This is a genomic window from Pseudomonas brassicacearum (genome assembly GCF_000585995.1).
In the GTDB taxonomy this organism is placed as follows: domain Bacteria; phylum Pseudomonadota; class Gammaproteobacteria; order Pseudomonadales; family Pseudomonadaceae; genus Aquipseudomonas; species Aquipseudomonas brassicacearum_A.
Genome location: NZ_CP007410.1, coordinates 5558944 through 5584153 on the forward strand (window position 1 = coordinate 5558944; position 25210 = coordinate 5584153).

Annotated in this window: 26 protein-coding genes and 1 tRNA gene; 16 read left to right on the forward strand and 11 right to left on the reverse strand. The window is 60.9% G+C overall.

All coding sequences use genetic code 11. The features are described from left to right. Window positions 1-47 precede the first annotated feature (47 nt). Window positions 48-533 (reverse strand): hypothetical protein, encoded by a 486-nt coding sequence (locus tag CD58_RS23785; protein ID WP_025215438.1) that lies wholly within the window; start codon window positions 531-533, stop codon window positions 48-50. 314 nt (window positions 534-847) lie between these two features. On the opposite strand from CD58_RS23785, the gene dauA reads away from it, so the two are divergent. Further along, a complete protein-coding gene (gene dauA, locus CD58_RS23790; RefSeq protein WP_025215439.1) occupies window positions 848-2569 on the forward strand; it encodes a C4-dicarboxylic acid transporter DauA in 1722 nt (573 codons plus the stop codon). A gap of 8 nt (window positions 2570-2577) precedes the next feature. Here dauA and CD58_RS23795 read toward each other — a convergent pair whose 3' ends face one another. Beyond that, window positions 2578-3051 carry a WbuC family cupin fold metalloprotein gene (locus tag CD58_RS23795; protein WP_025215440.1) on the reverse strand — a complete coding sequence of 158 codons (474 nt, stop codon included), beginning with the start codon at window positions 3049-3051 and terminating at the stop codon, window positions 2578-2580. Window positions 3052-3054: 3 nt separating this feature from the next. Further along, a complete protein-coding gene (locus CD58_RS23800; protein ID WP_025215441.1) occupies window positions 3055-3612 on the reverse strand; it encodes a hypoxanthine-guanine phosphoribosyltransferase in 558 nt (185 codons plus the stop codon). Window positions 3613-3788: 176 nt separating this feature from the next. Here CD58_RS23800 and upp point away from each other — a divergent pair, with 176 nt between their 5' ends. Then, complete coding sequence (gene upp / locus CD58_RS23805; RefSeq protein ID WP_018606486.1) at window positions 3789-4427, forward strand: uracil phosphoribosyltransferase; 639 nt, start codon at window positions 3789-3791, stop codon at window positions 4425-4427. Window positions 4428-4429: 2 nt separating this feature from the next. Then, window positions 4430-5704 (forward strand): uracil-xanthine permease family protein, encoded by a 1275-nt coding sequence (locus tag CD58_RS23810; RefSeq protein ID WP_025215442.1) that lies wholly within the window; start codon window positions 4430-4432, stop codon window positions 5702-5704. 143 nt (window positions 5705-5847) lie between these two features. Here CD58_RS23810 and hemH read toward each other — a convergent pair whose 3' ends face one another. Then, window positions 5848-6873, reverse strand: coding sequence for a ferrochelatase (gene hemH, locus CD58_RS23815; RefSeq protein WP_025215443.1), 1026 nt, complete (start codon window positions 6871-6873; stop codon window positions 5848-5850). A 13-nt stretch (window positions 6874-6886) separates the two neighbouring features. Next, the gene (locus tag CD58_RS23820) at window positions 6887-7786 is read right to left on the reverse strand and encodes a TIGR01777 family oxidoreductase (protein ID WP_025215444.1); all 900 of its coding nucleotides are present in this window, start codon (window positions 7784-7786) and stop codon (window positions 6887-6889) included. 196 nt (window positions 7787-7982) lie between these two features. Between CD58_RS23820 and CD58_RS23825 the strand changes: the two genes are divergently transcribed. From CD58_RS23825 to CD58_RS23850, 6 genes are all read left to right on the forward strand, one after another. After that, window positions 7983-8969, forward strand: a complete 987-nt coding sequence (locus CD58_RS23825; RefSeq protein ID WP_025215445.1) for an NAD(P)/FAD-dependent oxidoreductase — start codon at window positions 7983-7985, stop codon at window positions 8967-8969. A 171-nt stretch (window positions 8970-9140) separates the two neighbouring features. Continuing rightward, window positions 9141-10103, forward strand: a complete 963-nt coding sequence (locus CD58_RS23830; RefSeq protein WP_025215446.1) for a YbgA family protein — start codon at window positions 9141-9143, stop codon at window positions 10101-10103. Beyond that, a complete protein-coding gene (locus CD58_RS23835; protein ID WP_025215447.1) occupies window positions 10103-11041 on the forward strand; it encodes a MerR family transcriptional regulator in 939 nt (312 codons plus the stop codon). Before CD58_RS23830 ends, CD58_RS23835 begins: the two co-directional genes overlap by 1 nt. Before the next feature lie 12 nt (window positions 11042-11053). Further along, a complete protein-coding gene (gene phrB / locus CD58_RS23840; protein WP_025215448.1) occupies window positions 11054-12514 on the forward strand; it encodes a deoxyribodipyrimidine photo-lyase in 1461 nt (486 codons plus the stop codon). Window positions 12515-12623: 109 nt separating this feature from the next. Continuing rightward, window positions 12624-13397 carry an SDR family NAD(P)-dependent oxidoreductase gene (locus tag CD58_RS23845; RefSeq protein WP_025215449.1) on the forward strand — a complete coding sequence of 258 codons (774 nt, stop codon included), beginning with the start codon at window positions 12624-12626 and terminating at the stop codon, window positions 13395-13397. Window positions 13398-13425: 28 nt separating this feature from the next. Next, window positions 13426-13731 carry a YkgJ family cysteine cluster protein gene (locus CD58_RS23850; protein ID WP_025215450.1) on the forward strand — a complete coding sequence of 102 codons (306 nt, stop codon included), beginning with the start codon at window positions 13426-13428 and terminating at the stop codon, window positions 13729-13731. A gap of 129 nt (window positions 13732-13860) precedes the next feature. On the opposite strand, the gene CD58_RS23855 is transcribed toward CD58_RS23850, so the two are convergent. The 6 genes from CD58_RS23855 to hemA all read right to left on the reverse strand — a co-directional run bounded on the left by CD58_RS23855 (window position 13861) and on the right by hemA (window position 19240). Beyond that, entirely contained in the window at window positions 13861-14379 is a 519-nt protein-coding gene (locus CD58_RS23855; RefSeq protein ID WP_025215451.1) for an acyloxyacyl hydrolase, read from the reverse strand. Window positions 14380-14493: 114 nt separating this feature from the next. Further along, window positions 14494-15285: a glutamate racemase gene (gene murI / locus CD58_RS23860; RefSeq protein ID WP_025215452.1), complete on the reverse strand. Its 792-nt coding sequence runs from the start codon at window positions 15283-15285 to the stop codon at window positions 14494-14496. Beyond that, window positions 15278-16033 carry a molybdopterin-synthase adenylyltransferase MoeB gene (locus tag CD58_RS23865; protein WP_025215453.1) on the reverse strand — a complete coding sequence of 252 codons (756 nt, stop codon included), beginning with the start codon at window positions 16031-16033 and terminating at the stop codon, window positions 15278-15280. The genes murI and CD58_RS23865 overlap by 8 nt, the downstream gene beginning before the upstream one ends. Beyond that, on the reverse strand, window positions 16027-16857 hold the full coding sequence (prmC, locus tag CD58_RS23870) for a peptide chain release factor N(5)-glutamine methyltransferase (protein ID WP_025215454.1): 831 nt from the start codon (window positions 16855-16857) through the stop codon (window positions 16027-16029). Before prmC ends, CD58_RS23865 begins: the two co-directional genes overlap by 7 nt. Window positions 16858-16871: 14 nt before the next feature. Next, window positions 16872-17954, reverse strand: coding sequence for a peptide chain release factor 1 (gene prfA / locus CD58_RS23875; protein WP_025215455.1), 1083 nt, complete (start codon window positions 17952-17954; stop codon window positions 16872-16874). Then, window positions 17951-19240, reverse strand: coding sequence for a glutamyl-tRNA reductase (gene hemA / locus CD58_RS23880; protein WP_025215456.1), 1290 nt, complete (start codon window positions 19238-19240; stop codon window positions 17951-17953). Before hemA ends, prfA begins: the two co-directional genes overlap by 4 nt. Before the next feature lie 172 nt (window positions 19241-19412). Between hemA and CD58_RS23885 the strand changes: the two genes are divergently transcribed. The 7 genes from CD58_RS23885 to pth all read left to right on the forward strand — a co-directional run bounded on the left by CD58_RS23885 (window position 19413) and on the right by pth (window position 25210). Then, complete coding sequence (locus tag CD58_RS23885) at window positions 19413-21137, forward strand: tetratricopeptide repeat protein (protein WP_025215457.1); 1725 nt, start codon at window positions 19413-19415, stop codon at window positions 21135-21137. 4 nt (window positions 21138-21141) lie between these two features. Next, window positions 21142-21759, forward strand: coding sequence for a lipoprotein insertase outer membrane protein LolB (lolB, locus tag CD58_RS23890; protein ID WP_025215458.1), 618 nt, complete (start codon window positions 21142-21144; stop codon window positions 21757-21759). Between the two features lies 1 nt (window position 21760). Beyond that, window positions 21761-22612, forward strand: a complete 852-nt coding sequence (gene ispE / locus CD58_RS23895) for a 4-(cytidine 5'-diphospho)-2-C-methyl-D-erythritol kinase (RefSeq protein ID WP_025215459.1) — start codon at window positions 21761-21763, stop codon at window positions 22610-22612. Between the two features lie 37 nt (window positions 22613-22649). After that, window positions 22650-22724, forward strand: a tRNA-Gln gene (locus tag CD58_RS23900). A 47-nt stretch (window positions 22725-22771) separates the two neighbouring features. Continuing rightward, window positions 22772-23713 carry a ribose-phosphate pyrophosphokinase gene (locus CD58_RS23905; protein WP_003171603.1) on the forward strand — a complete coding sequence of 314 codons (942 nt, stop codon included), beginning with the start codon at window positions 22772-22774 and terminating at the stop codon, window positions 23711-23713. Window positions 23714-23856: 143 nt separating this feature from the next. After that, window positions 23857-24459, forward strand: coding sequence for a 50S ribosomal protein L25/general stress protein Ctc (locus CD58_RS23910; protein ID WP_025215460.1), 603 nt, complete (start codon window positions 23857-23859; stop codon window positions 24457-24459). 166 nt (window positions 24460-24625) lie between these two features. Then, a complete protein-coding gene (gene pth / locus CD58_RS23915) occupies window positions 24626-25210 on the forward strand; it encodes an aminoacyl-tRNA hydrolase (RefSeq protein WP_003185374.1) in 585 nt (194 codons plus the stop codon).

Consider the following 25210-nt stretch of genomic DNA (forward strand, 5'->3'; position numbering starts at 1 on the left):
CGCACAGTTCACGGGGCGGGCAGTTTACCCCCGGCGGGCCTCAAGGCTCAACGCGGGCGTTCGGCGCCGGTGTGCAGGTCGGCCCAGATATGGCCGTTGGCGTAGCTGAGAAACTGCACATACACCGTGTCGTTGCGCAGCAGATCGATGATTACCCGGTACTGAGCCTGTGGATAAGACAGGGTCAGGGTCCTGCTCGCTTCGTCAAACACCGGTTTTTTCAGGCTTTTGTTCTCGCCATCAAAGTTAAGGATCACCTGGTTGATGGTGGCGCCTTTATTCATGGGCTTGCCCTTGAGGCGTACCAGCAGCGGCGAAGTCACAGGGATCGGTTGTTGGTTGGACTGGCGCTGATTACCCAGTACCACCGAGTATTCGGTAACTTGCAGCAATTGCTGCTGTTGCGGCTGCTCCTGCCGCACCATCAGGTCATCGGGCGGCAGGAACTGGCTGTGCATCGGCGCGGCAACGGCCACCAGGGGCAGGCTGGACATTAGCAGCAGAGCGGCGCAGCGGCGGATCGATACACTCATGACAGGCTCCGGGGTCTTGGACCGGCACTCTAGCATGAGCAAGAACGGTAGAAATAAACGATCCAGGTCAATACATCGGCGCAACGGGCGCGGCATACTCAAGGAGCCATCAGCCCTGATGTCATCGTGGCGAGGGAGCTTGCTCCCGCTGGGTGGCGAAGCCGCCCCAAAATGGATTGACGCGATCCTTCAGACGGAACGCGTCAGCCGGTTTTACGACGGCTGCGCCGCCGAGCGGGAGCAAGCTCCCTCGCCACAGGGGACTGTGTCCGGCAGGTTCAGCTGCAGTGTTCCGTTCCTTTCGTGGAGTGCCCATGTCTTTCTCCGCCCCACCGTTATTCGCCGCCTGGCGCCAAGCCTGGCGCGCCGGTTATACCCTTGAGCGCCTGCGTGGCGATCTCGTGGCCGGGCTGACCGTCGGTATTATCGCCATCCCCTTGGCAATGGCCCTGGCCATTGCCGTTGGGGTTCCTCCGCAACATGGCTTGTACACGGTACTGGTGGCCGCGCCGCTGATCGCCCTTACCGGCGGCTCGCGCTTCAACGTCAGCGGGCCAACGGCAGCCTTCGTCGTGATCCTGTTGCCCATCACCCAACAATATGGCCTGGGCGGCCTGCTGTTGTGCACGATGCTCGCCGGCCTGATTCTGATCGCCCTGGGCCTGATGCGGGCCGGGCGACTGATCCAATACATTCCCTATCCAGTCATCCTTGGCTTTACCGCCGGCATTGGCGTGGTCATCGCCACCTTGCAGTTGAAGGATCTACTGGGCTTGACCACCGTCGGCCAGGCCCAGCACTACATCGAACAATTGGGTGCGTTGATCGTGGCATTGCCCAGTGCCCGACTGGGCGATGGCATCGTCGGCATCACCTGCCTCGCGGTGCTGGTGATCTGGCCGCGCTGGGTCCCGCGTGTCCCGGGTCATTTGGTCGCCCTGCTCATCGGCGCGCTCTTGGGTCTGGTGCTGGAGTTCAGTGGCTGGCCCATTGCGACGCTGGGCGAGCGCTTCAGCTATGTGGTCGACGGCATTAACTATCCCGGTATCCCGCCATTTCTGCCCACCTTCGACTGGCCGTGGAATCTGGCGGACGGCAATGGCCAGCCACTGCATCTTTCCTATGACCTGATCCGCCAACTGCTGGCCCCAGCCTTCGCCATCGCCATGCTCGGCGCCATCGAATCGCTGTTGTGCGCGGTGGTGGCCGACGGCATGACCGGCAGCAAGCACGACCCCAATGCCGAACTGATCGGCCAGGGCCTGGGAAATCTGGTGGCGCCGCTGTTCGGCGGCATCACGGCCACTGCGGCGATTGCCCGCAGCGCCACCAATGTGCGCAGCGGGGCGTTTTCACCGATGGCCGCCATCATTCATAGCCTCGTGGTGCTGCTCGCCATGCTGCTGTTGGCGCCATTGTTCAGCTACCTGCCCATGGCCGCGCTGGCGGCGCTGCTGGTGATCGTGGCCTGGAACATGAGCGAAGCCGGGCACGTGCTGCACACCTTGCGCATCGCCCCGCGCAGCGACGTGCTGGTGCTGCTGACCTGCCTGAGCCTGACCGTCTTGTTCGACATGGTCATGGCCGTCGCCGTTGGCCTGCTGCTGGCCGCCGGGCTGTTCATCAAGCGCATGAGTGAGCTGACAGACAGCGCCGAACTGCCGCGCCACTTCCATCAAGCCTTGCTGGACATGCCTGAACATGTACGTTGCTACGGGATTCGCGGGCCGCTGTTCTTCGGCGCGGCAGAAAAGGCCCTGGATGTGCTGCGCAAATTCGATCCGGGCGTTCGGGTGGTGGTGGTGGAAATGAGCGCCGTGCCGATGCTGGACATGACCGCGCTGGCTGCTTTTGAGAATATCCTGAAGGACTACCGCAAGCAGGGCATCGGCTTGATTCTGGTGGCAACCGCGCCACGGGTGCGCCTGAAACTGCGCCGCGCCGGCATTCATCGCGAGCAGCGGCAATTGGCGTATGTACAAACCCTGGAGCAGGCGCGGGTCAAGAGCGAGCAATGGCTCGCCTCCAAGCCGTGACGCAGCGCTCAATCGAACTGAGCGCGCATCCAGGCTTGATATTCGGCCGCGCCCGCCTCGCCTTCGCGGGGCGCCCAGTGGGCCAGTTCGCCTTCGCCCACGGGCCGGTAGGGACCGGCCTTGCATTCGAACATCAGGCTGTCGGCCTCCAGCACCACTAAACCGTGATACACACCGGCCGGCAGGTCGACACCAAGACAATCGCCGCCGGCCTGCAGGATGCGCTTGTCCACCACCACACCGGTTTCATCGAAGAGCAACACACCGAGCCGCCCCCTGAGCACCAGCAAGGTTTCAGCCTTGTCGGCACTCAGATGGCGATGAGGTGGGATGTACGTCGAGGGTTGCAAGCCAACCGCCATGCGATGGCAAGGTTCGTCCATCTGATGAAAATTATGATGCTGCCGCCCGCGAGGGTTGGCCGCGGCTTTCTCGGCCAACTCATCGAACAACGCTTGATCCAGAAAGCCCGGCCGTGTCATCGATTACATTCCCTTGACGGCGAAAATCCCATTGGCGTTGCGCCAGTAACCTTTGTAGTCCATGCCGTAGCCAAAGATGTAGCGATCGATGCACGGCAGGCCAACGAAGTCGGCCTTGAGGTCAGGACGGGCCTTGCGGTCGTGGTCCTTGTCGATCAGTACGGCGGTGTGCACGGCGCGGGCACCGGCGTGTTTGCAGAAGTCGATGATGGCGCCCAGGGTATGACCTTCGTCGAGGATATCGTCGATGATCAGCACATCGCGATCGATGAACGAGACTTCCGGCTTGGCTTTCCAGAACAGGTCACCGCCGCTGGTTTCGTTGCGATAACGGGTGGCGTGCAGGTAGGACGCTTCCAGTGGGAAGTCCAGATAGGTCAGCAGCTTGCCGGAGAAGATCAACCCGCCGTTCATGACGCAGAACACCACCGGGTTGGTATCGGCCAGTTGCTCGTTGATTTGGGCACCGACACGGGCGATGGCCGCTTCGACTTCAGCTTCGGTGTACAGGCAGTCAGCCTCTCGCATGATTTGACGGATATGCTCGAGATCAGCGGACATGGCGCTCTCCAGGGGAGGTTGGGGGGAGGGACGGGTTCGGAAAAACGGGCAAAGGTACGCATCCCGCCCGGCCAGATCAAGCGTTTGTGGACTAACGTTCTGTATTGTCTATAGGACAACACCCTCGGATAGATTAATCTAGGCCGGTTTTTTTGCCCGCCGCCGGAGCCTTTCCCATGCCCATCCTCGAGATCCGCCATCCGCTGATCAGACACAAACTCGGCCTGATGCGCCGCGCCGACATTAGCACGAAGAACTTCCGCGAACTCGCCCAGGAAGTCGGTGCACTGCTCACCTACGAAGCCACCAAGGACCTGCCGCTGGAGTCCTACGAGATCGACGGTTGGGCCGGTACGGTCCAGGTGGAAAAAATCGCCGGCAAGAAGATCACCGTGGTGCCGATCCTGCGCGCCGGCATCGGCATGCTCGAAGGCGTGCTGAGCCTGATCCCGGGCGCCAAGGTCAGCGCCGTGGGCGTGGCCCGCAACGAGCAGACCCTGCAGGCTCACACTTACCTGGAAAAACTGGTACCGGAAATCGACGAGCGCCTGGCCATGATCATCGACCCGATGCTCGCCACCGGCAGCTCCATGGTCGCCACCATCGACCTGTTGAAAAAAGCCGGCTGCCGGGACATCCGCGCCATGGTGCTGGTCGCCGCCCCCGAAGGCATCAAGGCTGTGCACGACGCGCACCCTGATGTGACCATCTATACCGCGTCCATCGACCAGAAACTCAACGAGCACGGCTACATCATTCCGGGCCTGGGTGACGCTGGCGACAAAATCTTCGGCACCAAGCAGAAGGACGCTTGAGCATGTCGGATGAGTTCAACGATCCGCTCTGGCGCCAGGTGCTGTCCGGTGCACAGATGCTGTTCGTCGCCTTCGGCGCGTTGGTATTGATGCCGCTGATCACCGGTCTGGACCCGAACGTGGCGTTGTTCACCGCCGGCCTGGGAACGATTCTGTTCCAGATCGTCACCCGTCGGCAGGTGCCGGTATTCCTGGCCTCGAGCTTTGCCTTCATCACCCCGATCATCCTCGCCAAGGGCCAGTTCGGCCTCGCGGCGACCATGGGCGGCGTGATGGCGGCCGGTTTCGTCTACACCTTCCTGGGCCTGGCGGTGAAGATCAAAGGCACCGGGTTCATTGACCGGCTGCTACCGCCGGTGGTCATCGGTCCGGTGATCATCTCCATCGGCCTGGCGATGGCGCCGATTGCCGCGAACATGGCCATGGGCAAGGCCGGCGATGGCACCGAGCTGGTTGCTTATAAAACCGCGATGCTGATTTCGATGCCGGCGTTGCTCACCACCCTGATCGTCGCGGTGTTCGGCAAAGGCATTTTCCGCCTGGTACCGATCATTTCCGGCGTGCTGGTGGGCTTTGCCATGGCGTTTTATTTCGGCGTCGTGGACACCGCGAAAATCGCCGCCGCACCGTGGTTCGCCCTGCCGAACTTCACCGCACCGGAATTCAACTGGCAGGCGATCCTGTTCATCGTGCCGGTGGCCTTGGCACCGGCCATCGAGCACATCGGCGGCGTCATTGCCGTGGGCAGCGTGACCGGTCGCGATTACCTGAAAAACCCCGGCCTGCACCGCACCCTGTTCGGTGACGGCATCGCCACCACCGCCGCCGGCCTGTTTGGCGGCCCGCCCAACACCACCTACGCCGAGGTGACTGGCGCGGTGATGCTGACCAAGAACTACAACCCCAAAATCATGACCTGGGCGGCGATCTTCGCCATCAGCCTGGCGTTCATCGGCAAGTTCGGCGCGCTGCTGCAAAGTATCCCGGTACCGGTGATGGGCGGGATCCTATGCCTGTTGTTCGGTTCGATTGCCGCGGTGGGCATGAACACCCTGATCCGCCACAAGATCGACCTGGGCGAAGCACGCAACCTGGTGATCGTCTCGGTGACGCTGGTGTTCGGCATCGGCGGGGTGCTGGTGGGCACCGGCACGGGCCCGGACGACTTCGGCCTCAAGGGCATTGCGCTGTGCGCAGTGGTGGCGATCGCGCTGAACCTGCTGCTGCCGGGTAATGACAGTTGGAAGCACAAGAAGGCGGATGAGCCGCTGATTTGATGGGGACTTGAAGTTTTTGCCTTCTGTCAGATCGCTATCGCGAGCAAGCTCGCTCCCACAAGGGTTCTTGCTGTGAACACAAATTTTGTGAACACACGAGATCCACTGTGGGAGCGAGCTTGCTCGCGATGGGGCCCTTGAATTTATAGCGCGATCGGCGCCCGCTCACACAGCGTACTCAACGCCTTGGCCCACTGCGGCTCGTCATTGAGGCACGGCACCAGCACCAACTCTTCCCCGCCCGCCTCGCGGAACTGCTCGCGCCCACGATCACCGATTTCCTCCAGGGTTTCGATGCAGTCGGCGACGAATGCCGGGCACATCACCAGCACTTTCTTCACACCACTTTTGGCCAATTCATCCAGGCGCGCCTCGGTGTAGGGTTCGATCCACTTGGCGCGGCCCAGTCGCGACTGGAACGACACCGACCACTGGCCATCCTTCAGGCCCATGCGCTGGGCGAACAGTTCGGCGGTGCGAATGCATTGCGCGCGGTAACACGTGGCCATGACCTCTGGCGGCGCGTTCTTGCAGCAATCGGCATCCTTGAAGCAATGAAATCCGGTCGGGTCGAGCTTGGTCAGGTGCCGTTCCGGCAAGCCGTGGAAACTCAGCAGCAGATGATCGTAATCCTGCATCAGATACGGCTTGGCGCTGGCGACCAAGGCATCGAGGTATTCCGGCTGATCGTAGAACGGCTGGAGAATCGAGAGCTGCACATTGAGTTTCTTGACCCGCACCACCCGCCGGGCTTCCTCGATCACCGTGGTCACGGTACTGTCGGCAAACTGCGGATACAGCGGTGCCAACGTGATGTTCTTGTGGCCCTGGCTCGCCAGGCGCACCAGCGTCGACTCAATGGACGGCTCGCCATAACGCATGGCCAGCTCCACCGGGCCCTGAGTCCATTGCGCGGTCATGGCGTGTTGCAGCCGACGGCTGAGCACTACCAGCGGCGAACCCTCGTCCCACCAGATCGAGGCATAGGCGTGGGCCGACTGCTCAGGACGCTTGATCAGGATCAGCGACACCAGCAAACGGCGCACCGGCCAAGGCAGGTCGATGACGTACGGGTCCATCAGAAATTGATTGAGGTAGCGGCGCACATCGGCCACCGAGGTGGAAGCAGGCGAACCCAGATTCACCAGAAGCAACGCGTGATCGGTCATGCAACGTCCTATTTCAAAGGCGGCCCGACAAATCGTCGAGGGCCGCAGGCAAATCAGTGAACCGAAAAGTGAAACCCGCTGCCTGCAATCGGACCGGCGTGGCCCGCTGGCCGCCCAACAGCAGCAATGACAATTCTCCCAGCGCGATTTTCAGTGCCAGTTCCGGCATCGGCACCACGGCAGGCCGATGCAGCACACGCCCCAGCGCCTTGGCAAAATCGCGGTTACGCACCGGGTTCGGAGCGCAGGCATTATAAGGACCGCTGACATCAAAACGGTGCAGAAGAAAGTCAATCAGGGCGATTTGATCGTCAATGTGAATCCACGGCATCCATTGCCGACCATTGCCGATACGCCCGCCCAGCGCCAGTTTGAACGGCAACAACAGGCGCGACAAAAAGCCGCCCTCGGCGGACAAGACCAGGCCGGTGCGCACCAACACCACGCGTATGCCCATGGCCTCGGCCCGTTGCGCGGTTTCTTCCCAAGCAATGCACAACTGACTGGCGAAATCCTCGCTGACCGGCCCCGACTCCTCAGTCAACTCACGCTCGCCGCCATCGCCGTACCAACCCACTGCGGAACCTGAAATCAGCACCTGCGGTTTCGGCTCGCAACGCTCCATCCACGCCAGTAAAACTTCAGTCAGGGTGATGCGGCTGCTCCACAGCAACAGTTTGCGTTTATGGGTCCAAAGCCGGTCGGCAATCGGAGCGCCAGCGAGGTTGACCACCGCGTCCACCGGCTCGCCAATCTCGTCGAGCTTGGCCACTCCGCGCACCTGCGCGCCGCAGATTTTCGCCACTTCTTCGGGTCGCCGGCTCCAGACCGTCAAGCGATGTCCCTGTTCCAACCAGAGGCGGCAGAGCTGACGTCCGATCAAACCAGTACCGCCGGTCAGCAATATGTGCATGAGATGTTCCTCGCATCGCGTTTTAATCGGCCCACTAGTCTATTTTTATAAGCAGGGATTTTTCGTATCGGACAGGGTCTGTGTTTAACAATAGGACAACCTGTCCAAACGCGAACGGTAAAACTTATACCAAAAACCCGAATTGTACAGGTTTAAACGACGGCGTAGCCTGTACAGAAAGGTAAACGAGGCCCTCATGACTGTACCTATCGCAATCATCGGCACCGGCATCGCCGGACTCTCAGCCGCCCAGGCCCTGACGGAGGCCGGGCATATCGTTCAACTCTTCGATAAAAGCCATGGCAGCGGCGGGCGGATGTCAAGCAAACGCAGCGATGCCGGCGCGCTGGACATGGGCGCGCAATACTTCACCGCCCGCGATCGACGCTTTGTCATGGAAGTCCAGCGTTGGCAAGCCAACGGCTGGGCGGCGGAATGGAACCCGCAACTCTATAATTTCCAGGGTGGGCAACTGAGCCCTTCACCGGATGAACAGACCCGCTGGGTCGGCACTCCGCGCATGAGCGCCATCACCCGCGCCCTGCTCGGCAAGTTGCAGGTGCAGTTCTCTTGCCGGATCACCGAGGTGTACCGTGGCCAGGAACACTGGCACCTGCAAGACGCAGAAGGTTTCACCCATGGTCCCTTTGGCCAGGTGGTAATCGCCACGCCCGCCCCCCAGGCCACCGCCTTGCTGGCCGCCGTACCGAAGCTGGCCGGCGTGGCAGCCGGGGTGAAAATGGACCCGACCTGGGCGGTGGCGCTGGCCTTCGAAACAGCGCTGGATACTCCCATGGAAGGCTGCTTCGTCCAGGACAGCCCGCTCGACTGGCTGGCCCGCAACCGCAGCAAACCAGGGCGCGACAGTCAGCTCGACACCTGGGTGCTGCACGCCACCAGCGAGTGGAGTCGGCAACACATCGACCTGTCCAAGGAAGCGGTGATCGAACAACTTCACGGTGCCTTTGCCGAACTTCTGCACAGCGCGATGCCTGCCCCGAGCTTCAGTGTCGCCCATCGCTGGCTCTACGCCCGCCCTGCTGGCAGCCATGAATGGGGCGCCCTGGCCGATGCCGACCTGGGTTTGTATGTCTGCGGCGACTGGTGCCTGTCCGGACGGGTCGAAGGGGCATGGCTCAGCGGCCAGGAGGCCGCGCGTCGTTTGCACGCCAGCCTGCAGTAAATCGCATCACCCTGCGCCATCCGCTGCTGTCGAGAGAGACAGCAGCCCATCTGCGAAAAACTCAAAGCGCTTTCCCTGCACAAACCGATTGACATGGGCAGGTTCGGATCTATGATGAAAATATTGTACAAGAATAGTTTTCTGTACAACATTGAGCAATCAGAGGTCCCCATGCCCAACGAAACCGCCACCAAACCGAAAATCGCCATCAGCGCTTGCCTGATGGGGGCTGAAGTTCGCTTTAACGGCGGGCACAAGCAATCGCAGCTGTGCAGCCGCACCTTGATCGATTATTTCGATTTTGTGCCGGTATGCCCTGAAGTTGCCATTGGCCTGGGTATCCCTCGGGAGCCGATCCGGCTGGTGGGCGACCCAGCACACCCCAAGGCGCTCGGCACGGTGGACCGCGACCTCGACGTAACCCGGCCACTGGCCGATTACGGACAGCAGATGGCGCAGGAACTGGATGACCTCTGCGGCTACATCTTCATGCAGAAATCGCCGTCCTGTGGATTGGAACGGGTGAAAGTCTACGACCACAACGGCATGCCCCAGGACGGCGGTGGACGCGGTATTTATGCCCAGGCCTTTTGCGAGCGCCATCCCGATCTGCCGGTGGAGGAAGACGGCCGCCTCAACGATCCGGTGCTGCGGGAGAACTTCCTGACCCGGGTATTCGCCTATGCCGCCTGGCAGTCGTTGCGCCGCCAGGGCCTGACCCGGCGCGGCCTGGTCGAATTCCACTCGCGCTACAAATATCTGCTGATGGCCCATAACCCGGTGCAATACAAAGCGCTGGGGCACTTGCTGGGCAGCATGGGCAAGATCGACGCCGGTGAACTGGGCCCGCGCTATTTCAGCGCGCTGATGGCGGCCCTGAAAAAATGCGCCACCCGCCGCACGCACACCAACGTGCTGCAGCACCTGAGCGGTTACCTCAAGCGCGCCATCAACGCTGAAGACAAACAGGAAGTGCAGCACCTCATCGGGCAATACCGACTCGGCATCGTGCCATTGGTGGTGCCGCTGACCTTGCTCAAGCATCACTTGCGCCAGCACCCCGATCCTTATCTGGCGCAGCAGGTGTACCTGCAACCGCACCCGGAAAACCTCAGCTTGCGCAACGCCATCTGATGGACCGCGAGCCCGACTCCAGTGCCAGCGAAGACCTGGGGGCCGATTTCGCCAAAGCCCTGGCAGAGGGCTGGCTGCCCATACGCGAAGTCGCCCGGCAAACCGGTGTCAACGCCATCACGCTGCGGGCCTGGGAGCGCCGTTACGGATTGATCGTGCCGCACCGCACGCCCAAGGGCCACCGGCTGTTCAATGCCGAGCATGTGCAACGAATCCAGAGCATCCTTACCTGGATCAATCGCGGTATGGCGGTGAGCAAGATCAAGCCCTTGCTCGACACGCCACAGCCACTGGCCGAAGCGCTGGAAGACGACTGGCAGCGTCAGCGTCACGCCCTTGTGCTGGCAGTGAGGGAACTGGCCGAGCGCCAGGTCGATGAGCGGGTCAACCAAGCGATGGCGCTGTACCCACCCCGGACCGTGTGCGAGCAATTGCTGCTGCCGTTGCTGGCCGAGCTGCAATTGCGCTGGCAGGGCCAGTTCGGCGCGCAGTTGGAACGGGTGTTCCTGTACTCCTGGCTGCGCAGCAAATTCGGTAGCCGGATCTACCACAACAACCGTCAGCTGCGCGGCGCACCGTTGCTGTTGATCAACCATTCGGACCTTCCCATGGAACCGCACCTGTGGCTCATCGCCTGGCTGAGCAGCAGCGCCGATTGCCCGGTCGAAGTGTTCGACGCCCCCCTACCCGCGGGCGAACTGGCCCTGGCGGTCGAGCGCCTCAAGGCGCGCGGCGTGCTGCTGTATTCCAGCAACGCCCTGAACCTGTCCCAACTGCCCAAACTGCTGGGCGGAATCGATTGCCCGATCATCATTGCCGGCCCGGCCGCGTCCATTCATCAGGCCAAGTTATCCACAAGTGTCTCGATGATGAACCTCACCTGGGCTGAAGATCCGTTATCGGCTCACCGCGAACTGAGTCGCAGAAAACTCCTTTAAATGGAAAACACCATGCAACTGATCTGGCTGCGCAGCGACTTGCGCCTGCACGACAACACCGCCCTCGCGGCCGCCGCAGCCCGGGGCCCATGCGTGGCGGTGTACCTGCCAAGCCCGGAACAATGGCGTGCCCATGACGATGCGCCGTGCAAGATCGATTTCTGGCTGCGCAACCTCGCATCCCTGGGCGCGGCCCTGGACGAACTGAACATCCCGCTGCTAATCCGCCACGCGTCGCGCTGGGAACAGGCACCACAGGTGCTCCTCACGCTGTGCCGCGAGCTGAAGATCAGCGCCGTTCACGTCAACGAAGAATACGGCCTGAATGAAACCCGCCGCGACGCCGAAGTCGCCCAGGTCTTGAGGGGCCAGGGCATCGAGTTTCACAGCCACCTCGACCAGTTGCTGTTCAAACCCGGCAGCGTGCTAACCAAGACCGGCACCTACTTCCAGGTGTTCAGCCAGTTCCGCAAGGTCTGCTACAACCGCCTGCATGTCTCGCTGCCGAGCCTGGTCGCCACACCAGCCCGCCAAGCACCCACGGGGATCGTCAGTGATCCACTACCGACGCAAGTCGAAGGGTTCGCGCTTCCCGGCGAGGCGTTGCGGGCGCTCTGGCCTGCCGGTGAAGACGAAGCCCGGCGGCGCCTGGACACCTTTGTCGATCAACACCTCGACGATTACCAGAGCGAACGGGACTTTCCGGCCAAACCGGGCACCAGCCAGCTTTCGGCTTATCTGGTGGCTGGCGTGGTCTCACCGCGTCAGTGCCTGCACGCCGCACTGCACGCCAACCAGGGTGAATTCGAGAGCGGAAGTGTCGGTACTGTGACCTGGATCAACGAATTGCTCTGGCGTGAGTTCTATAAACATATTCTAGTGGGCTATCCACGCGTGTCGCGCCATCGCGCGTTCCGCCCGGAAACCGAGGCATTGGCCTGGCGCCAGGCCCCTGAAGAACTGGAGGCCTGGAAGCAAGCCCGCACAGGCCTGCCTATTATCGATGCGGCCATGCGTCAATTGCTGGAGACCGGCTGGATGCACAACCGTTTGCGGATGGTGGTGGCGATGTTTCTCACCAAGAACCTGCTGATCGATTGGCGCGAGGGCGAGCGTTTTTTCATGCGGCACCTGATCGACGGCGATCTGGCCGCCAACAATGGCGGTTGGCAGTGGAGCGCCTCCACCGGCACGGACGCGGCGCCCTGGTTCCGGATATTCAACCCGTTGAGCCAGTCGGAAAAATTTGATCGCGAGGGGTTGTTCATCAAACGCTGGTTACCTGAGCTGAACGATCTCGACAAGCAACAGGTCCATAACCCAAAGACTCAGGGCGGATTATTTGAGGTAGTGGATTACCCGTCTGCGATGGTCAATTTGAACGAGTCCCGGGTACGTGCGTTGGAGGCATTCCGAAATCTGCCGGCGCGACAAGACGTTGCAGTTGTAAAAATGGGCGGTGAGCGAACATGAAATTGTTGCCCCATATGACGCGTTGCTACCTCCTTGGCATATAGTCTTACTAATCAAAGGGTCTCCCTGAAAGCCGCCTATCGAGGCGCCTGATCGAAAGGAGTATGGAATGGGTCTACGGCCTCCACGGCGATATTGGCTGACCGGTGCCGGTAACGGCCTCGGTACGTCGTTGGCCGAAGCGATACTCGGCAGCGGTGCGCACTTGGCCATGAGTTCACGCTCGGCTCACTCCTGTGAAGCCCTTTCGGCGCGTTATCCAGGACAAGTACTGGCGCTGGCTGGCGATTTGACTGACAGCCAAACCGTGCGTGAGATCGGCGAGCAAATCGCCCAACAGTGGGGCTCCCTGGACACCGTGATTCTCAACGCCGGAACCGCTGAATACACCAGAGGCCAGCCCGGCGACCACACGATCATCGAACACATCGTACGCAGCAATCTACTGGCCGCCAGCCTCTGCATCGAAACAGCCTTGCCGTTATTACGCGCGGGTACCGAGCCTCATCTGGTGGGTATCGCCAGCCCGGCGACTTACCTGCCGCCCTCACAAACGGAGGACGGTGGCAGCGGGATGCGTTATCTGTTTGAGTCGGCCCGGCTTGGCTTCGCCTCGGACGACATCGATGTGACACTGGTTCACCCTGGCTACGACAATTCGTCGTTGAGCCACGACGACTGTTTTCCGAGCCCGGTCCAGTGGTCGGCCGAAACGGCGGCCAATCACATATTGTCGCAATTGATCGAGCGCCCTCAGGAAGTGGCTCTCCCTGCCGCATCCATGACGGTGCTCTGGCCGTTGCCTTCATCGACCGATACGGAGCAAACAGACGTGGCCCCCTGTCAGGCGAGTGTCTGGTCACCGATCAAGGGTCGACCTTGAGCAGCCCGGTTGCCTTACACTGCGCGCCATGAAAACCATCCCCCTCCATGAAATCGCTGCACCGGCCGTCACTTGCTCGACGTGCGCGGCGTGCTGCTGCCAGCTGGAAGTGATGCTGATCACCGACACCGGCGTCCCGGAACGCTTTATCGACACGGATGATTGGGGCGGGGAAGTGATGTTGCGGCTCGACGACGGCTGGTGCGCGGCCCTGGATCGCGACAGCATGATGTGCACGATCTACGAAAAACGCCCGCTGATCTGCCGCGAATTCGAGATGGGCGCGCCGGAATGTATTGAAGAACGGCTGGGGATTGCGACGGCGTATCGGTAGGCATCGGATTCGACGGGGAATCTGAATTCTGTGGGAGCGAGCTTGCTCGCGATAGCGGTGGGTCAGACAACTTCATGTTGAAAGGTCTATCGCTATCGCGAGCAAGCTCGCTCCCACAGTGTCTGAACGTTACAGCGGCATCGTGTAATGCAGCGCGTAGCTTTCCACACCGTCGTTGGTCGACTTGATGCCGGCATTGGAGTAGTGAGTGGCGCGAATACCCACTTCATGTCCGCCATTGAAGCGCAGGCCGAAACCGATGCGATCCTCGAACTGGAAAGCCGTTCCGAGTTTGTTGTCTTCCACTTCGGTATTGGCAAACAGCGCAACACCTACACCCGCCTCGATGTAAGGCTTCACGTTCTGGCCGGAAAATTCATATACGAAGACCGGCGAGAACGACAGGCTGTGGTTGCTGGAGGTCTCGTCCCCTTCCCAATAGGTATAGGCACCGCTCCAGTAGCCGGTCAGGCGCCCAACATCGCTCTGCAACCAACTCTTGTCCCAGTCGAACTGCATGCCCAGGCGATAGGTCATGGTCGAGTCACTGGTCTGGCCAACCCCAAACTCCACGCCCGCCGCCTGAGCGGTGTAGGTGTGCCCCAGCAATGCAGCCGCAAATGCGGCAAAGCAGAATAAGCGCTTCATTAGAAACATCCTTTTCCGAACAGACTTAGTTAGTTTTGTTACAAACAGACAAAGCTATAGAAATCCGCGGTAAAACAGAAGTTCAGCCCGTTTCACACAATTTTCACGTTTTTCTTACAGATCGAAGCTTCGCACAACGCCAGACGAATGCCAGAGCAACGGTAGGATTTTTCTTAAATGTATCGGATCTGCGCTAGTCCAGAATTGGGTTTCGCTGGCTGGCCCTTCGGCCAATAGCGCCCGCTCGGCTAACAGCCGCTGAAGCTGCCGTGCCACGGCCGCACCGGTGTCGATCAGGCTGATGTGTTCCGGAATCATTTGCTTGAGCAGCGGCTTGAGAAAGGGATAGTGCGTGCAGCCCAGGATCAGCGTGTCGCAGCCGGCGGCGAGCAACGGGTCGACGTAATGCTGCAGCAATTGATGCAAGGCCGGGCTGTGCAGGTCACCCGCTTCGATCAGCTCCACCAGCCCCGGACACGGTTGGGTGATAACCCGCACATCGGTGGCGAAACGGTCGAGCAAGGCGGCGAACTTGGCGCTTTGCAAGGTGCCAGTGGTCGCCAGTACACCGACGATACCGCTGCGGGTCGCGGCCGCCGCCGGCTTGACCGCTGGCTCCATGCCGACAATGGGCCAGTGGGGAAAGTCACGACGCAGATCGGCCACTGCGGCGACCGTTGCGGTATTGCAGGCCACCACCAGCGCCTTGGCGCCCTGCCCCATGAGAAAGTCGGCGATGATCGCGCTGCGCTGTCGGATGTATTCCGGGGTTTTCTCACCGTAGGGAATATGCCCACAGTCAGCCACGTAAAGTAGCGACTCATTGGGCAGCAACTGACGGATCTCTTCCAGCACCGACAGCCCGCCGACGCCCGAGTCAAGTACACCGATTGGCGCTTCACTCATGCTGGCCACCGCAGACGCTGCAACCGGGGTCGCGCTTGACTCGCAATTCGCGAAAACGTGTGCCCAAGGCGTCGATCAGCAACAGGCGTCCCACCAGCGGCTCACCGAAACCGGCCAACAACTTCAAGGCTTCAAGGGCTTGCAGGCTACCGACCAATCCCACCAGTGGCCCAAGCACACCGGCTTCGCTGCACGTCAACTCGGCTTCGCTGCCATGGCCGTAGAGGCAGTGGTAGCAAGGGCTCTCGGGGCGGCGCGGATCGAACACCGACAACTGCCCTTCCAGGCGAATCGCCGCACCGCTGACCAGCGGTTTACCCGCAGTGACACACGCCGCATTCACCGCTTCGCGGGTCGAGAAATTGTCGGAGCAGTCCAGCACCACATCCACCGTCGCAACCACGGCGGCCAGGCTGTCTTCGTCCATGGCCGTCGGATGAGGCACCAGGCGAATCTCGGGATTGATCGCCGTCAGGCGACGCATCGCCGAATCGACCTTACTCAGGCCGACGCTGTCGGTGTCGTGAATGATCTGGCGCTGGAGGTTGGTCAGATCGACGCTGTCGAAATCCGCCAGATGCAACTCGCCGACGCCAGCGGCAGCCAGGTACAACGCCACCGGAGCGCCTAAACCGCCGAGACCGACGATCAACACGCGGCTTTGCTTGAGGCGCAACTGGCCGTCGATGTCGACGTGCTGCAACAGAATCTGCCGACTGTAGCGCAACAGCTCCTGGTCGTTCAGCACGGCAGGCACCCCAGGCTGATGCGCTCGTGACCGCCCAGGTCCTTGCGGCTGTGGACTTGCGTAAAACCTCGGGCTTGCAGCAACTCGCGCACCGCCCCGGCCTGGTCGTAACCGTGCTCAAGCATCAGCCAGCCGGCCGCTTCGAGGTGACCCGGTGCCTGGTCAATGATCTGGCGCAGGTCATCGAGCCCATCTTGTCCCGCAACCAACGCACTGGCCGGCTCGAAACGCACGTCGCCCTCGGCCAGATGCGGATCGGCGGCGGCGATATAAGGCGGGTTGCTGATGATCAACTCAAAACGCTCGCCGTCCAGCGCGCTGAACCAATGACTGCTCAACACCGTGACGTTGCGCAGATCCAGGCGTTGACGATTGCGCTCGGCCAGGGCCACGGCTTCCAGCACACGGTCGACCGCGGTGACCTTCCAGGCCGGGCGCTCGCTGGCCAATGCCAGGGCAATCGCGCCACTGCCCGTGCCCAGGTCCAGGACCCGGGCCGGCGTGGCCGGCAACAAGGCCAGCGCGGTTTCCACCAGCAGCTCCGTGTCGGGACGCGGGATCAGCGTATGGGGCGCGACTTCCAGATCGAGTTTCCAGAAGCCTTGCTGCCCGAGGATGTAGGCCACCGGTTCGCCGGAACGACGGCGCCGCAGATATTCGGAAAACAGCAACGCCGCCTCGCTCGGTACGATCCGCTCGGGCCAGGTGTGCAGGAAGCTGCGGGACTTGCCCAACGCAGCGGCCAGCAGCAACTCGGCATCCAGCCGGGGCGAGGGCGAATCCGGAAGCTCGGCGGCGCGTAACAGACTGGCGATGATGGTCATTGATTCACCTGTGCTTACTCGCCAATCGCAGCCAATTGGTCGGCCTGGTATTCGGCCAACAACGGCTCGATGACCGCATCGACACCACCGGCAAGAATTTCGTCGAGGGAATACAGGGTCAGGTTGACGCGATGGTCGGTGACCCGGCCCTGAGCGAAGTTGTAGGTACGGATTCGCTCGGAACGATCGCCCGAACCCACCAGCAATTTGCGCTCACTGGCGATGGCGTTGGCCGCAGCGCTGGTCTGCTGGTCGTTGAGCTTGGCCGACAGCCAGGCCATGGCTCGCGCCCGGTTCTTGTGCTGGGAGCGTTCTTCCTGGCACTCGACGACAATGCCCGAGGGCAAGTGAGTGATGCGGATCGCCGAATCGGTCTTGTTGACGTGCTGGCCGCCCGCGCCGGAGGAGCGGTAGGTGTCGACCCGCAGGTCCGCCGGGTTGATCTCGATGGTCTCCTGCTCGTCCGGCTCGGGCAATACCGCCACGGTGCAGGCTGAAGTGTGGATGCGACCCTGGGACTCGGTGGCCGGCACACGCTGCACACGGTGGGCGCCGGATTCGAATTTCAGCTTGCCATAGACGTTGTCACCCTCGACCCGGGCGATGACTTCTTTATAGCCACCGTGTTCGCCTTCGTTCTCCGACAGGATCTCCACGCGCCAACCACGGCGTTCGGCGTAGCGCGAATACATGCGGAACAGGTCGCCGGAAAAAATAGCCGCCTCGTCACCGCCGGTGCCGGCACGAATTTCAAGAAACACGTTACGCCCGTCGTTCGGGTCCTTGGGCAGCAGCATACGTTGCAGATTGCCTTCCAGTTCGAGCAACAGCTCCTTGGCTTCGCGGACTTCCTCCACCGCCATTTCGCGCATGTCCGGATCGCTGTCCTTGAGCAGCGCCTGGGCGCCTTCGAGGTCTGCCTGCACTTTGAGTAGCTGTTTATACGCGGCGACAATCGGCTCGACTTCCGCGTATTCCTTGGAATAAGTGCGGAATTTGTTCTGGTCGGAAATGACTTCGCCATCGCCCAGCAAGGCGGTCAGTTCTTCGAAACGGTCCTGGAGGATGTCCAGCTTATTAAGCAGTGACGCTTTCATTGCGGTTTTTTATCCGAAAAGCTATCCGGTGAACCCTCACCGAGGGCAAAGAGCTCCTGGGCCATGGCCAGCGCATCGAGGCGGCCTTCGGCGGTCAGCTTCTTGAGCTGGACACTGGGAGCGTGGAGCAATTTGTTGGTCAGGCCGCGAGCCAACTGCACCAGCACCTCTTCGGCGCTGCTACCGTTAGCCAGCAGGCGCTGGGCTTTCTGAAGTTCTTCGTCGCGCAGGCGCTCGCTCTGTTGACGGTACGCCTTGAGCACATCCACCGCCGCCAGCTCGCGCAGGCGCACCATGAAATCGTCGGCGCCGATGGTAATCATCTCTTCCGCCGCCTGGGCCGCGCCTTGCCGGCTCTTGAGATTCTCGGCAACCACCTCGTGCAGGTCGTCGACGCTGTAGAGGTAAACGTCGTCCAGTTCGCCGACTTCCGGCTCGATGTCCCGCGGGACGGCAATGTCCACCATGAAAATCGGTTTGTGCTTGCGCAGCTTCAGGGCACTTTCCACCGCGCCCTTGCCCAGGATCGGCAACTGGCTGGCGGTGGAACTGATGACGATGTCGCTGTGCACCAGCTCAGCCGGGATGTCCGACAGCAACACCGCGTGAGCGCCAAACTGCTCGGCCAGGATACTGGCCCGCTCCAGGGTCCGGTTGGCGACGACAATGCGCTTCACACCCAGGTCATGCAGATGACGGGCGACCAGGGTGATGGTCTCGCCGGCGCCGATCAGCAGCGCCTGGCTGCGTTGCAAATCGCTGAAGATCTGTTTCGCCAGGCTGACGGCGGCAAACGCCACGGACACCGGGTTCTCGCCGATGGCAGTGTCGGTACGCACCTGCTTGGCAGCGTTGAAGGTGGCCTGGAACAGACGGCCCAACAGCGGACCGACGGTGCCGGCCTCCCGCGCCACGGCGTAGGCCGACTTCATCTGGCCGAGAATCTGCGGTTCACCCAATACCAGCGAGTCGAGACCCGAAGCGACGCGCATCATGTGACGAACGGCCGCATCATCCTCATGCACATAGGCACTGGCGCGCAGCTCTTCAAGACTCAGGTCGTGGTAGTCGGCCAGCCAGCGCAGCACCGAATCCGGCGAAACGTGATCCTGCTCTATATAAAGCTCGCTGCGATTGCAGGTGGAGAGGATCGCAGCTTCGCGACTGTCGGTCAGTCGGCAGAGCTGCTGCAGGGCCTCAACCAGCTGCTCAGGCGTAAAGGCCACGCGCTCGCGGACGTCTACTGAAGCAGTCTTGTGGTTAATACCAAGTGCAAGGAAGGCCATTCAAGGTCGCTGATAGTGACGTGAAGCCGGCAATTGTCCTACTTCGCCAGATTCAGAACAACCACTCGATCTCTATCGCCCCGAGCCGTGCCGTAAATCGACGGGGCGGTTATGTTTGACCCAAGGCTTGTGTCATGATGATCCGACCGCAGGTTAGTCGTCCTCTTCCTATATGAATAGATCTTCCGCGTTGCTCCTCGCTCTTGCCTTGCTCAGCGGCTGCCAGTCCATGGCCCCCGTTTCGACGGACGGTACGCCGCCGGTCGAAGACAGCACTCCGGCGCCTGAAAAGCCCAAGGTCTACGGCTCGTTCAGCGAAGAAACCATCTTCAGCCTGTTGAGTGCCGAATTGGCTGGCCAGCGCAATCGTTTCGACATTGCGCTGGACAACTACGTGACCCAGGCCATCAATACCCAGGATCCGGGCATTTCCGAGCGTGCGTTTCGCATCGCCGAGTACCTGGGGGCCGACCAGGCCGCGCTGGATACTGCATTGATCTGGGCCAAAAACGCCCCGGACGACCTCGAAGCGCAGCGCGCCGCGGCCGTGCAGCTGGCGCGTGCCGGGCGCTACGACGACTCCATGGCGTACATGGAGAAAGTCCTGCTGGGCAAGGGCGACACCCACTTCGACTTTCTGGCGCTGTCCGCGGCTGATACCGATCAGGAAACCCGCAACGGCCTGACCAAAAGCTTCGATCGGCTGTTGCAGCGTCATCCGAACAATGGCCAGCTGATTTTCGGCAAGGCCCTGCTGCTGCAGCAAGACGGCGATGCCCAAGGCGCCCTCACCCTACTGGAAGACAATCCGCCTGAAGCCGGCGAAGTGGCGCCGATCCTGCTGCGCGCGCGCCTGCTGCAAGGCCTGGACCGCGGTGACGAAGCACTGCCGCTGCTGGAAAAAAGCATCAAGAAATACCCGGACGACAAACGCCTGCGCCTCACCTACGCCCGCATGCTGGTGGAAAACAACCGCATGGACGACGCCAAGGTGGAGTTCTCCAGCCTGGTCCAGCAATACCCGGAAGACGACGAGTTGCGTTACTCCCTGGCACTGGTGTGCCTGGAAGCCAAGGCCTGGGACGAGGCCAAGGGTTATCTGGAGGACCTGATCGCCCGCGAGAGCCATGTCGATTCGGCCCACCTGAACCTGGGGCGCATCGCCGAAGAACGCAACGACCCGGAAAGCGCACTGATCGAGTATGCCCAGGTTGGCCCGGGCAATGACTATCTGCCGGCACAGTTACGCCAGGCCGATATCCTGATGGGCAACGGCAAGACGGCCGAGGCCCAGAGCCGCCTCGCCGTACAGCGCGATTCCCAACCGGACTACGGCATCCAGCTGTACCTGATCGAAGCCGAAACCCTGTCGGCCAACAATCAGGGCGACAAAGCCTGGAATGTGCTGCAAAAAGCGTTGAAGCAGTACCCGGACGATCTGAACCTGCTGTACACCCGCGCCATGCTGGCGGAGAAGCGCAATGACCTCGCCCAGATGGAAAAAGACCTGCGCCTGATCATCCAGCGTGATCCGGATAACGCCATGGCCCTCAATGCCCTCGGCTACACCTTGTCGGATCGCACCACCCGCTACGACGAGGCCAAGGTGCTGATCGAACAGGCCCATCAGATCAATCCCGAAGACCCGGCGGTGCTCGACAGCCTCGGCTGGGTGAATTTCCGCCTGGGCAACCTCGATGAAGCCGAGCGCTTGCTGCGTCAGGCCCTGGAGCGCTTTCCCGATCAGGAAGTCGCCGCTCACCTGGGCGAAGTCCTGTGGGCCAACGGCAAACAGCGCGAAGCCCGGCAGATCTGGAGCCGATTCCTCAAGGACCAGCCTGACAGCCCCATTTTGCGCAGCACCATCAAACGCCTGACCGGATCAGAGACCCTTTAAGATTATGTTTTTGCGCCATTTCATCGTGTTCAGCTTTATCGCCCTGCTCGCCGGTTGCGCGGGTTTCGGCGCCCGTGAATCCGTCCAGGGCCAGGGCAACCAGGCCCAGTGGCGCGAGCATAAGCAACAACTGAGCGGCCTCGACGGCTGGCAGATCGACGGCAAGATCGGCATCCGCGCCCCGAAGGACTCGGGCAGCGGCACACTGTTCTGGTTGCAACGCCAGGACTACTACGACATTCGCCTGTCCGGCCCACTGGGGCGCGGCGCGGCACGCCTGACCGGCCGGCCGGGCCAGGTCTCGCTGGAGGTTGCCAACCAGGGCCGCTACGAGGCCCCCACCCCCGAAGCGCTGCTGGAAGAGCAACTGGGCTGGAAGCTGCCGGTGTCCCACCTGACCTGGTGGGTTCGCGGGCTGCCGGCACCGGACAGCAAAAGCCGCCTGGTCCTCGACGCCGACAGCCGCCTGTCCAATCTGGAACAGGATGACTGGCAGATCGAATACCTCAGCTATGCCCAGCAGAACGGCTACTGGCTGCCCGAACGCATCAAACTGCACGGCAGCAACCTCGACGTCACGCTGGTGATCAAGCAATGGCAGCCGCGCAAGCTGGGGCAATGAAATGACCGCTGCACGCCTGACCCTGCCCTCCCCGGCCAAGCTCAACCTGATGTTGCACATCCTGGGTCGTCGACCGGACGGCTATCACGAATTGCAGACGATTTTTCAGTTCCTGGACTATGGCGATGAAGTCACCTTTGCCGTGCGCGACGACGGCGTGATTCGCCTGCACACCGAATTCGAAGGCGTCCCCCACGACAGCAACCTGATCGTCAAGGCCGCGAAACAACTTCAGGCACAATCCGGTTGCTTGCTGGGCATCGATATCTGGATCGAAAAAATCCTGCCCATGGGCGGCGGCATCGGCGGCGGCAGCTCGAATGCGGCGACGACGTTGCTCGGCCTCAACCACTTGTGGCAGCTGGGCTGGGACATGGATCGACTGGCCGCGCTGGGCCTGACGCTGGGCGCCGACGTGCCGGTTTTCGTGCGTGGCCACGCCGCTTTCGCCGAGGGCGTCGGGGAAAAACTCACGCCGGTTGAGCCTGAGGAACCCTGGTACTTGGTACTGGTGCCGCAAGTATCTGTAAGTACAGCAGAAATTTTTTCAGATCCGCTGTTGACACGTAACTCTCCTCCCATTAAAGTGCGCCCCGTTCCCAAGGGAAACAGTCGAAATGACTGCTTACCGGTGGTAGCAAGGCGTTATCCAGATGTTCGTAACGCTTTGAATTTGTTAGGTAAATTTACCGAAGCAAAACTCACCGGAACTGGAAGTTGTGTGTTTGGGGGCTTCCCAAGCAAAGCTGAAGCTGATAAAGTCTCGGCCCTTCTGACAGAGACCCTTACGGGGTTTGTAGCAAAAGGAAGCAACGTTTCGATGTTGCATCGCAAGCTGCAAAGCCTGCTCTAAAAGGAATCGAGTGCTGGGCACTCGCAGCAACAGATACAGGGGCGTCGCCAAGCGGTAAGGCAGCAGGTTTTGATCCTGCCATGCGTTGGTTCGAATCCAGCCGCCCCTGCCATTTTCCTATACTCATCCAGGTATACCCTCAGCCTTCAGGTACTGCGCGTGTCCAAGATGATGGTCTTTACGGGGAACGCCAACCCCGATCTGGCTCGGCGTGTCGTACGTCAGCTGCATATCCCTCTCGGTGACATTTCTGTCGGTAAGTTTTCCGACGGCGAAATCACTGCCGAGATCAATGAAAACGTTCGCGGTAAAGACGTCTTCATTATTCAGCCGACTTGCGCTCCGACCAACGATAACCTGATGGAACTCGTCGTGATGGCTGATGCCTTCCGCCGTTCCTCGGCTACTCGTATCACTGCTGTTATTCCTTACTTTGGTTATGCCCGTCAGGATCGCCGTCCGCGTTCCGCACGTGTGGCAATCAGCGCGAAAGTCGTGGCTGATATGCTGACCGTAGTCGGCATCGACCGTGTCCTCACGGTTGATCTGCATGCTGACCAGATCCAGGGCTTCTTCGATATTCCCGTGGATAACATCTACGGCTCCCCAGTCCTGGTGGATGACATTGAAGATCAGCGCTTCGAAAACCTGATGATCGTGTCCCCGGACATTGGTGGCGTCGTGCGTGCACGGGCCGTTGCCAAATCCCTGGGCGTGGATCTGGGTATCATCGACAAACGCCGCGAGAAGGCCAATCACTCCGAAGTGATGCACATCATCGGCGATGTCGAAGGGCGTACCTGTATTCTGGTCGATGACATGGTCGATACCGCCGGCACCCTGTGCCACGCGGCCAAGGCCCTGAAAGAGCATGGCGCTGCCAAGGTCTTTGCCTACTGCACACACCCTGTGCTGTCGGGTCGAGCGATCGAAAACATTGAAAATTCCGTGCTGGACGAACTGGTGGTGACCAACACCATCCCGTTGTCCGCTGCTGCACAGGCCTGTGCGCGTATCCGTCAACTGGATATCGCACCGGTTGTTGCCGAAGCGGTTCGCCGCATCAGCAATGAAGAATCGATCAGCGCGATGTTCCGCTAAGGGCCCTGCCCTTGCCGTGACATCTCGTTGACGAAAAGCGCCCCGCCCCGGCATTCACTGTCGGGGCGGGGCTTTTTTGCCCATATCGCCTTTAGCGCTGGTCGCAAGCGCTGGGGTGAATGTGGTTACTTTGGAGATACAACATGAACGAATTTACCCTGAATGCTGAACTGCGTTCCGACCTGGGGAAAGGTGCGAGCCGCCGCCTGCGTCGTCTCGCAAGCCTGGTTCCAGCTGTAGTCTACGGTGGCGAGAAAGCCCCTGAGTCCATCAGCATGCTGGCCAAAGAAGTTGCCAAACTGCTCGAAAACGAAGCGGCCTACAGCCACATCATCGAGCTGAACGTTGGTGGCACCAAGCAGAACGTCGTGATCAAGGCCCTGCAGCGTCACCCGGCCAAAGGCCACGTGATGCACGCTGACTTCGTACGCGTAGTAGCTGGCCAGAAACTGACCGCTATCGTGCCTGTACACTTCGTTGGCGAAGCTGCACCGATCAAGAAAGGCGGCGAGATCTCGCACGTGACTTCGGAAGTCGAAGTGTCCTGCCTGCCGAAAGACCTGCCTGAATTCATCGAAGTCGACCTGGCTAACGCCGAAGTCGGCACGATCATTCACCTGTCCGACCTCAAGGCTCCTAAAGGCGTTGAGTTTGTTGCCCTGGCACACGGCGATGACAAGGCTGTTGCCAACGTCCACGCTCCACGTGTTGCTCCAGAAGCGACTGAAGAAGGCGCTGCAGAGTAATTTCACTCTGTCGCCGGAGTGATCGGAAACATCGCGGACTGGAACGTAGCGAAACAGCGGGCGAGAACGCGAAGTTTACTTAACGGTAGATCCGCACTTTTCGTCCACTGTCGCCACACCGTTTGAGCGCGACGTTGTTATCCACACTCCAGGAAGGGCCCCTATCGTGACTGCCATTAAACTGATCGTTGGCCTGGGAAATCCAGGTGCCGAATACGAACAGACCCGGCATAACGCAGGGGCCCTTTTTGTTGAGCGCATCGCGCACGCACAAGGCGTCAGCCTGGCGGCCGATCGCAAATATTTCGGCCTGACCGGGCGTTTTTCGCATCAGGGTCAGGATGTTCGCCTGTTGATTCCCACCACCTACATGAACCGCAGCGGCCAGGCCGTGGCGGCATTGGCCGGTTTCTTCCGCATCAAGCCTGAAGAAATCCTGGTGGCCCACGACGAACTCGACCTGCCTCCGGGCGTTGCCAAGCTCAAGCAGGGCGGCGGCCATGGCGGTCACAACGGGTTGCGCGACATCATTGCGCAACTGGGTAATCAGAATACCTTTCACCGCTTGCGGCTTGGCATTGGCCACCCGGGCGTTGCCAGTATGGTTTCAAACTTTGTCCTGGGTCGTGCGCCTCGCGCCGAACAGGAAAAACTCGATGCCAGCATCGACTTTGCCCTCGGCGTGCTGCCGGATATCCTCGCCGGTGAATGGAACCGCGCGATGAAAAACCTGCACAGCCAGAAGGCCTGA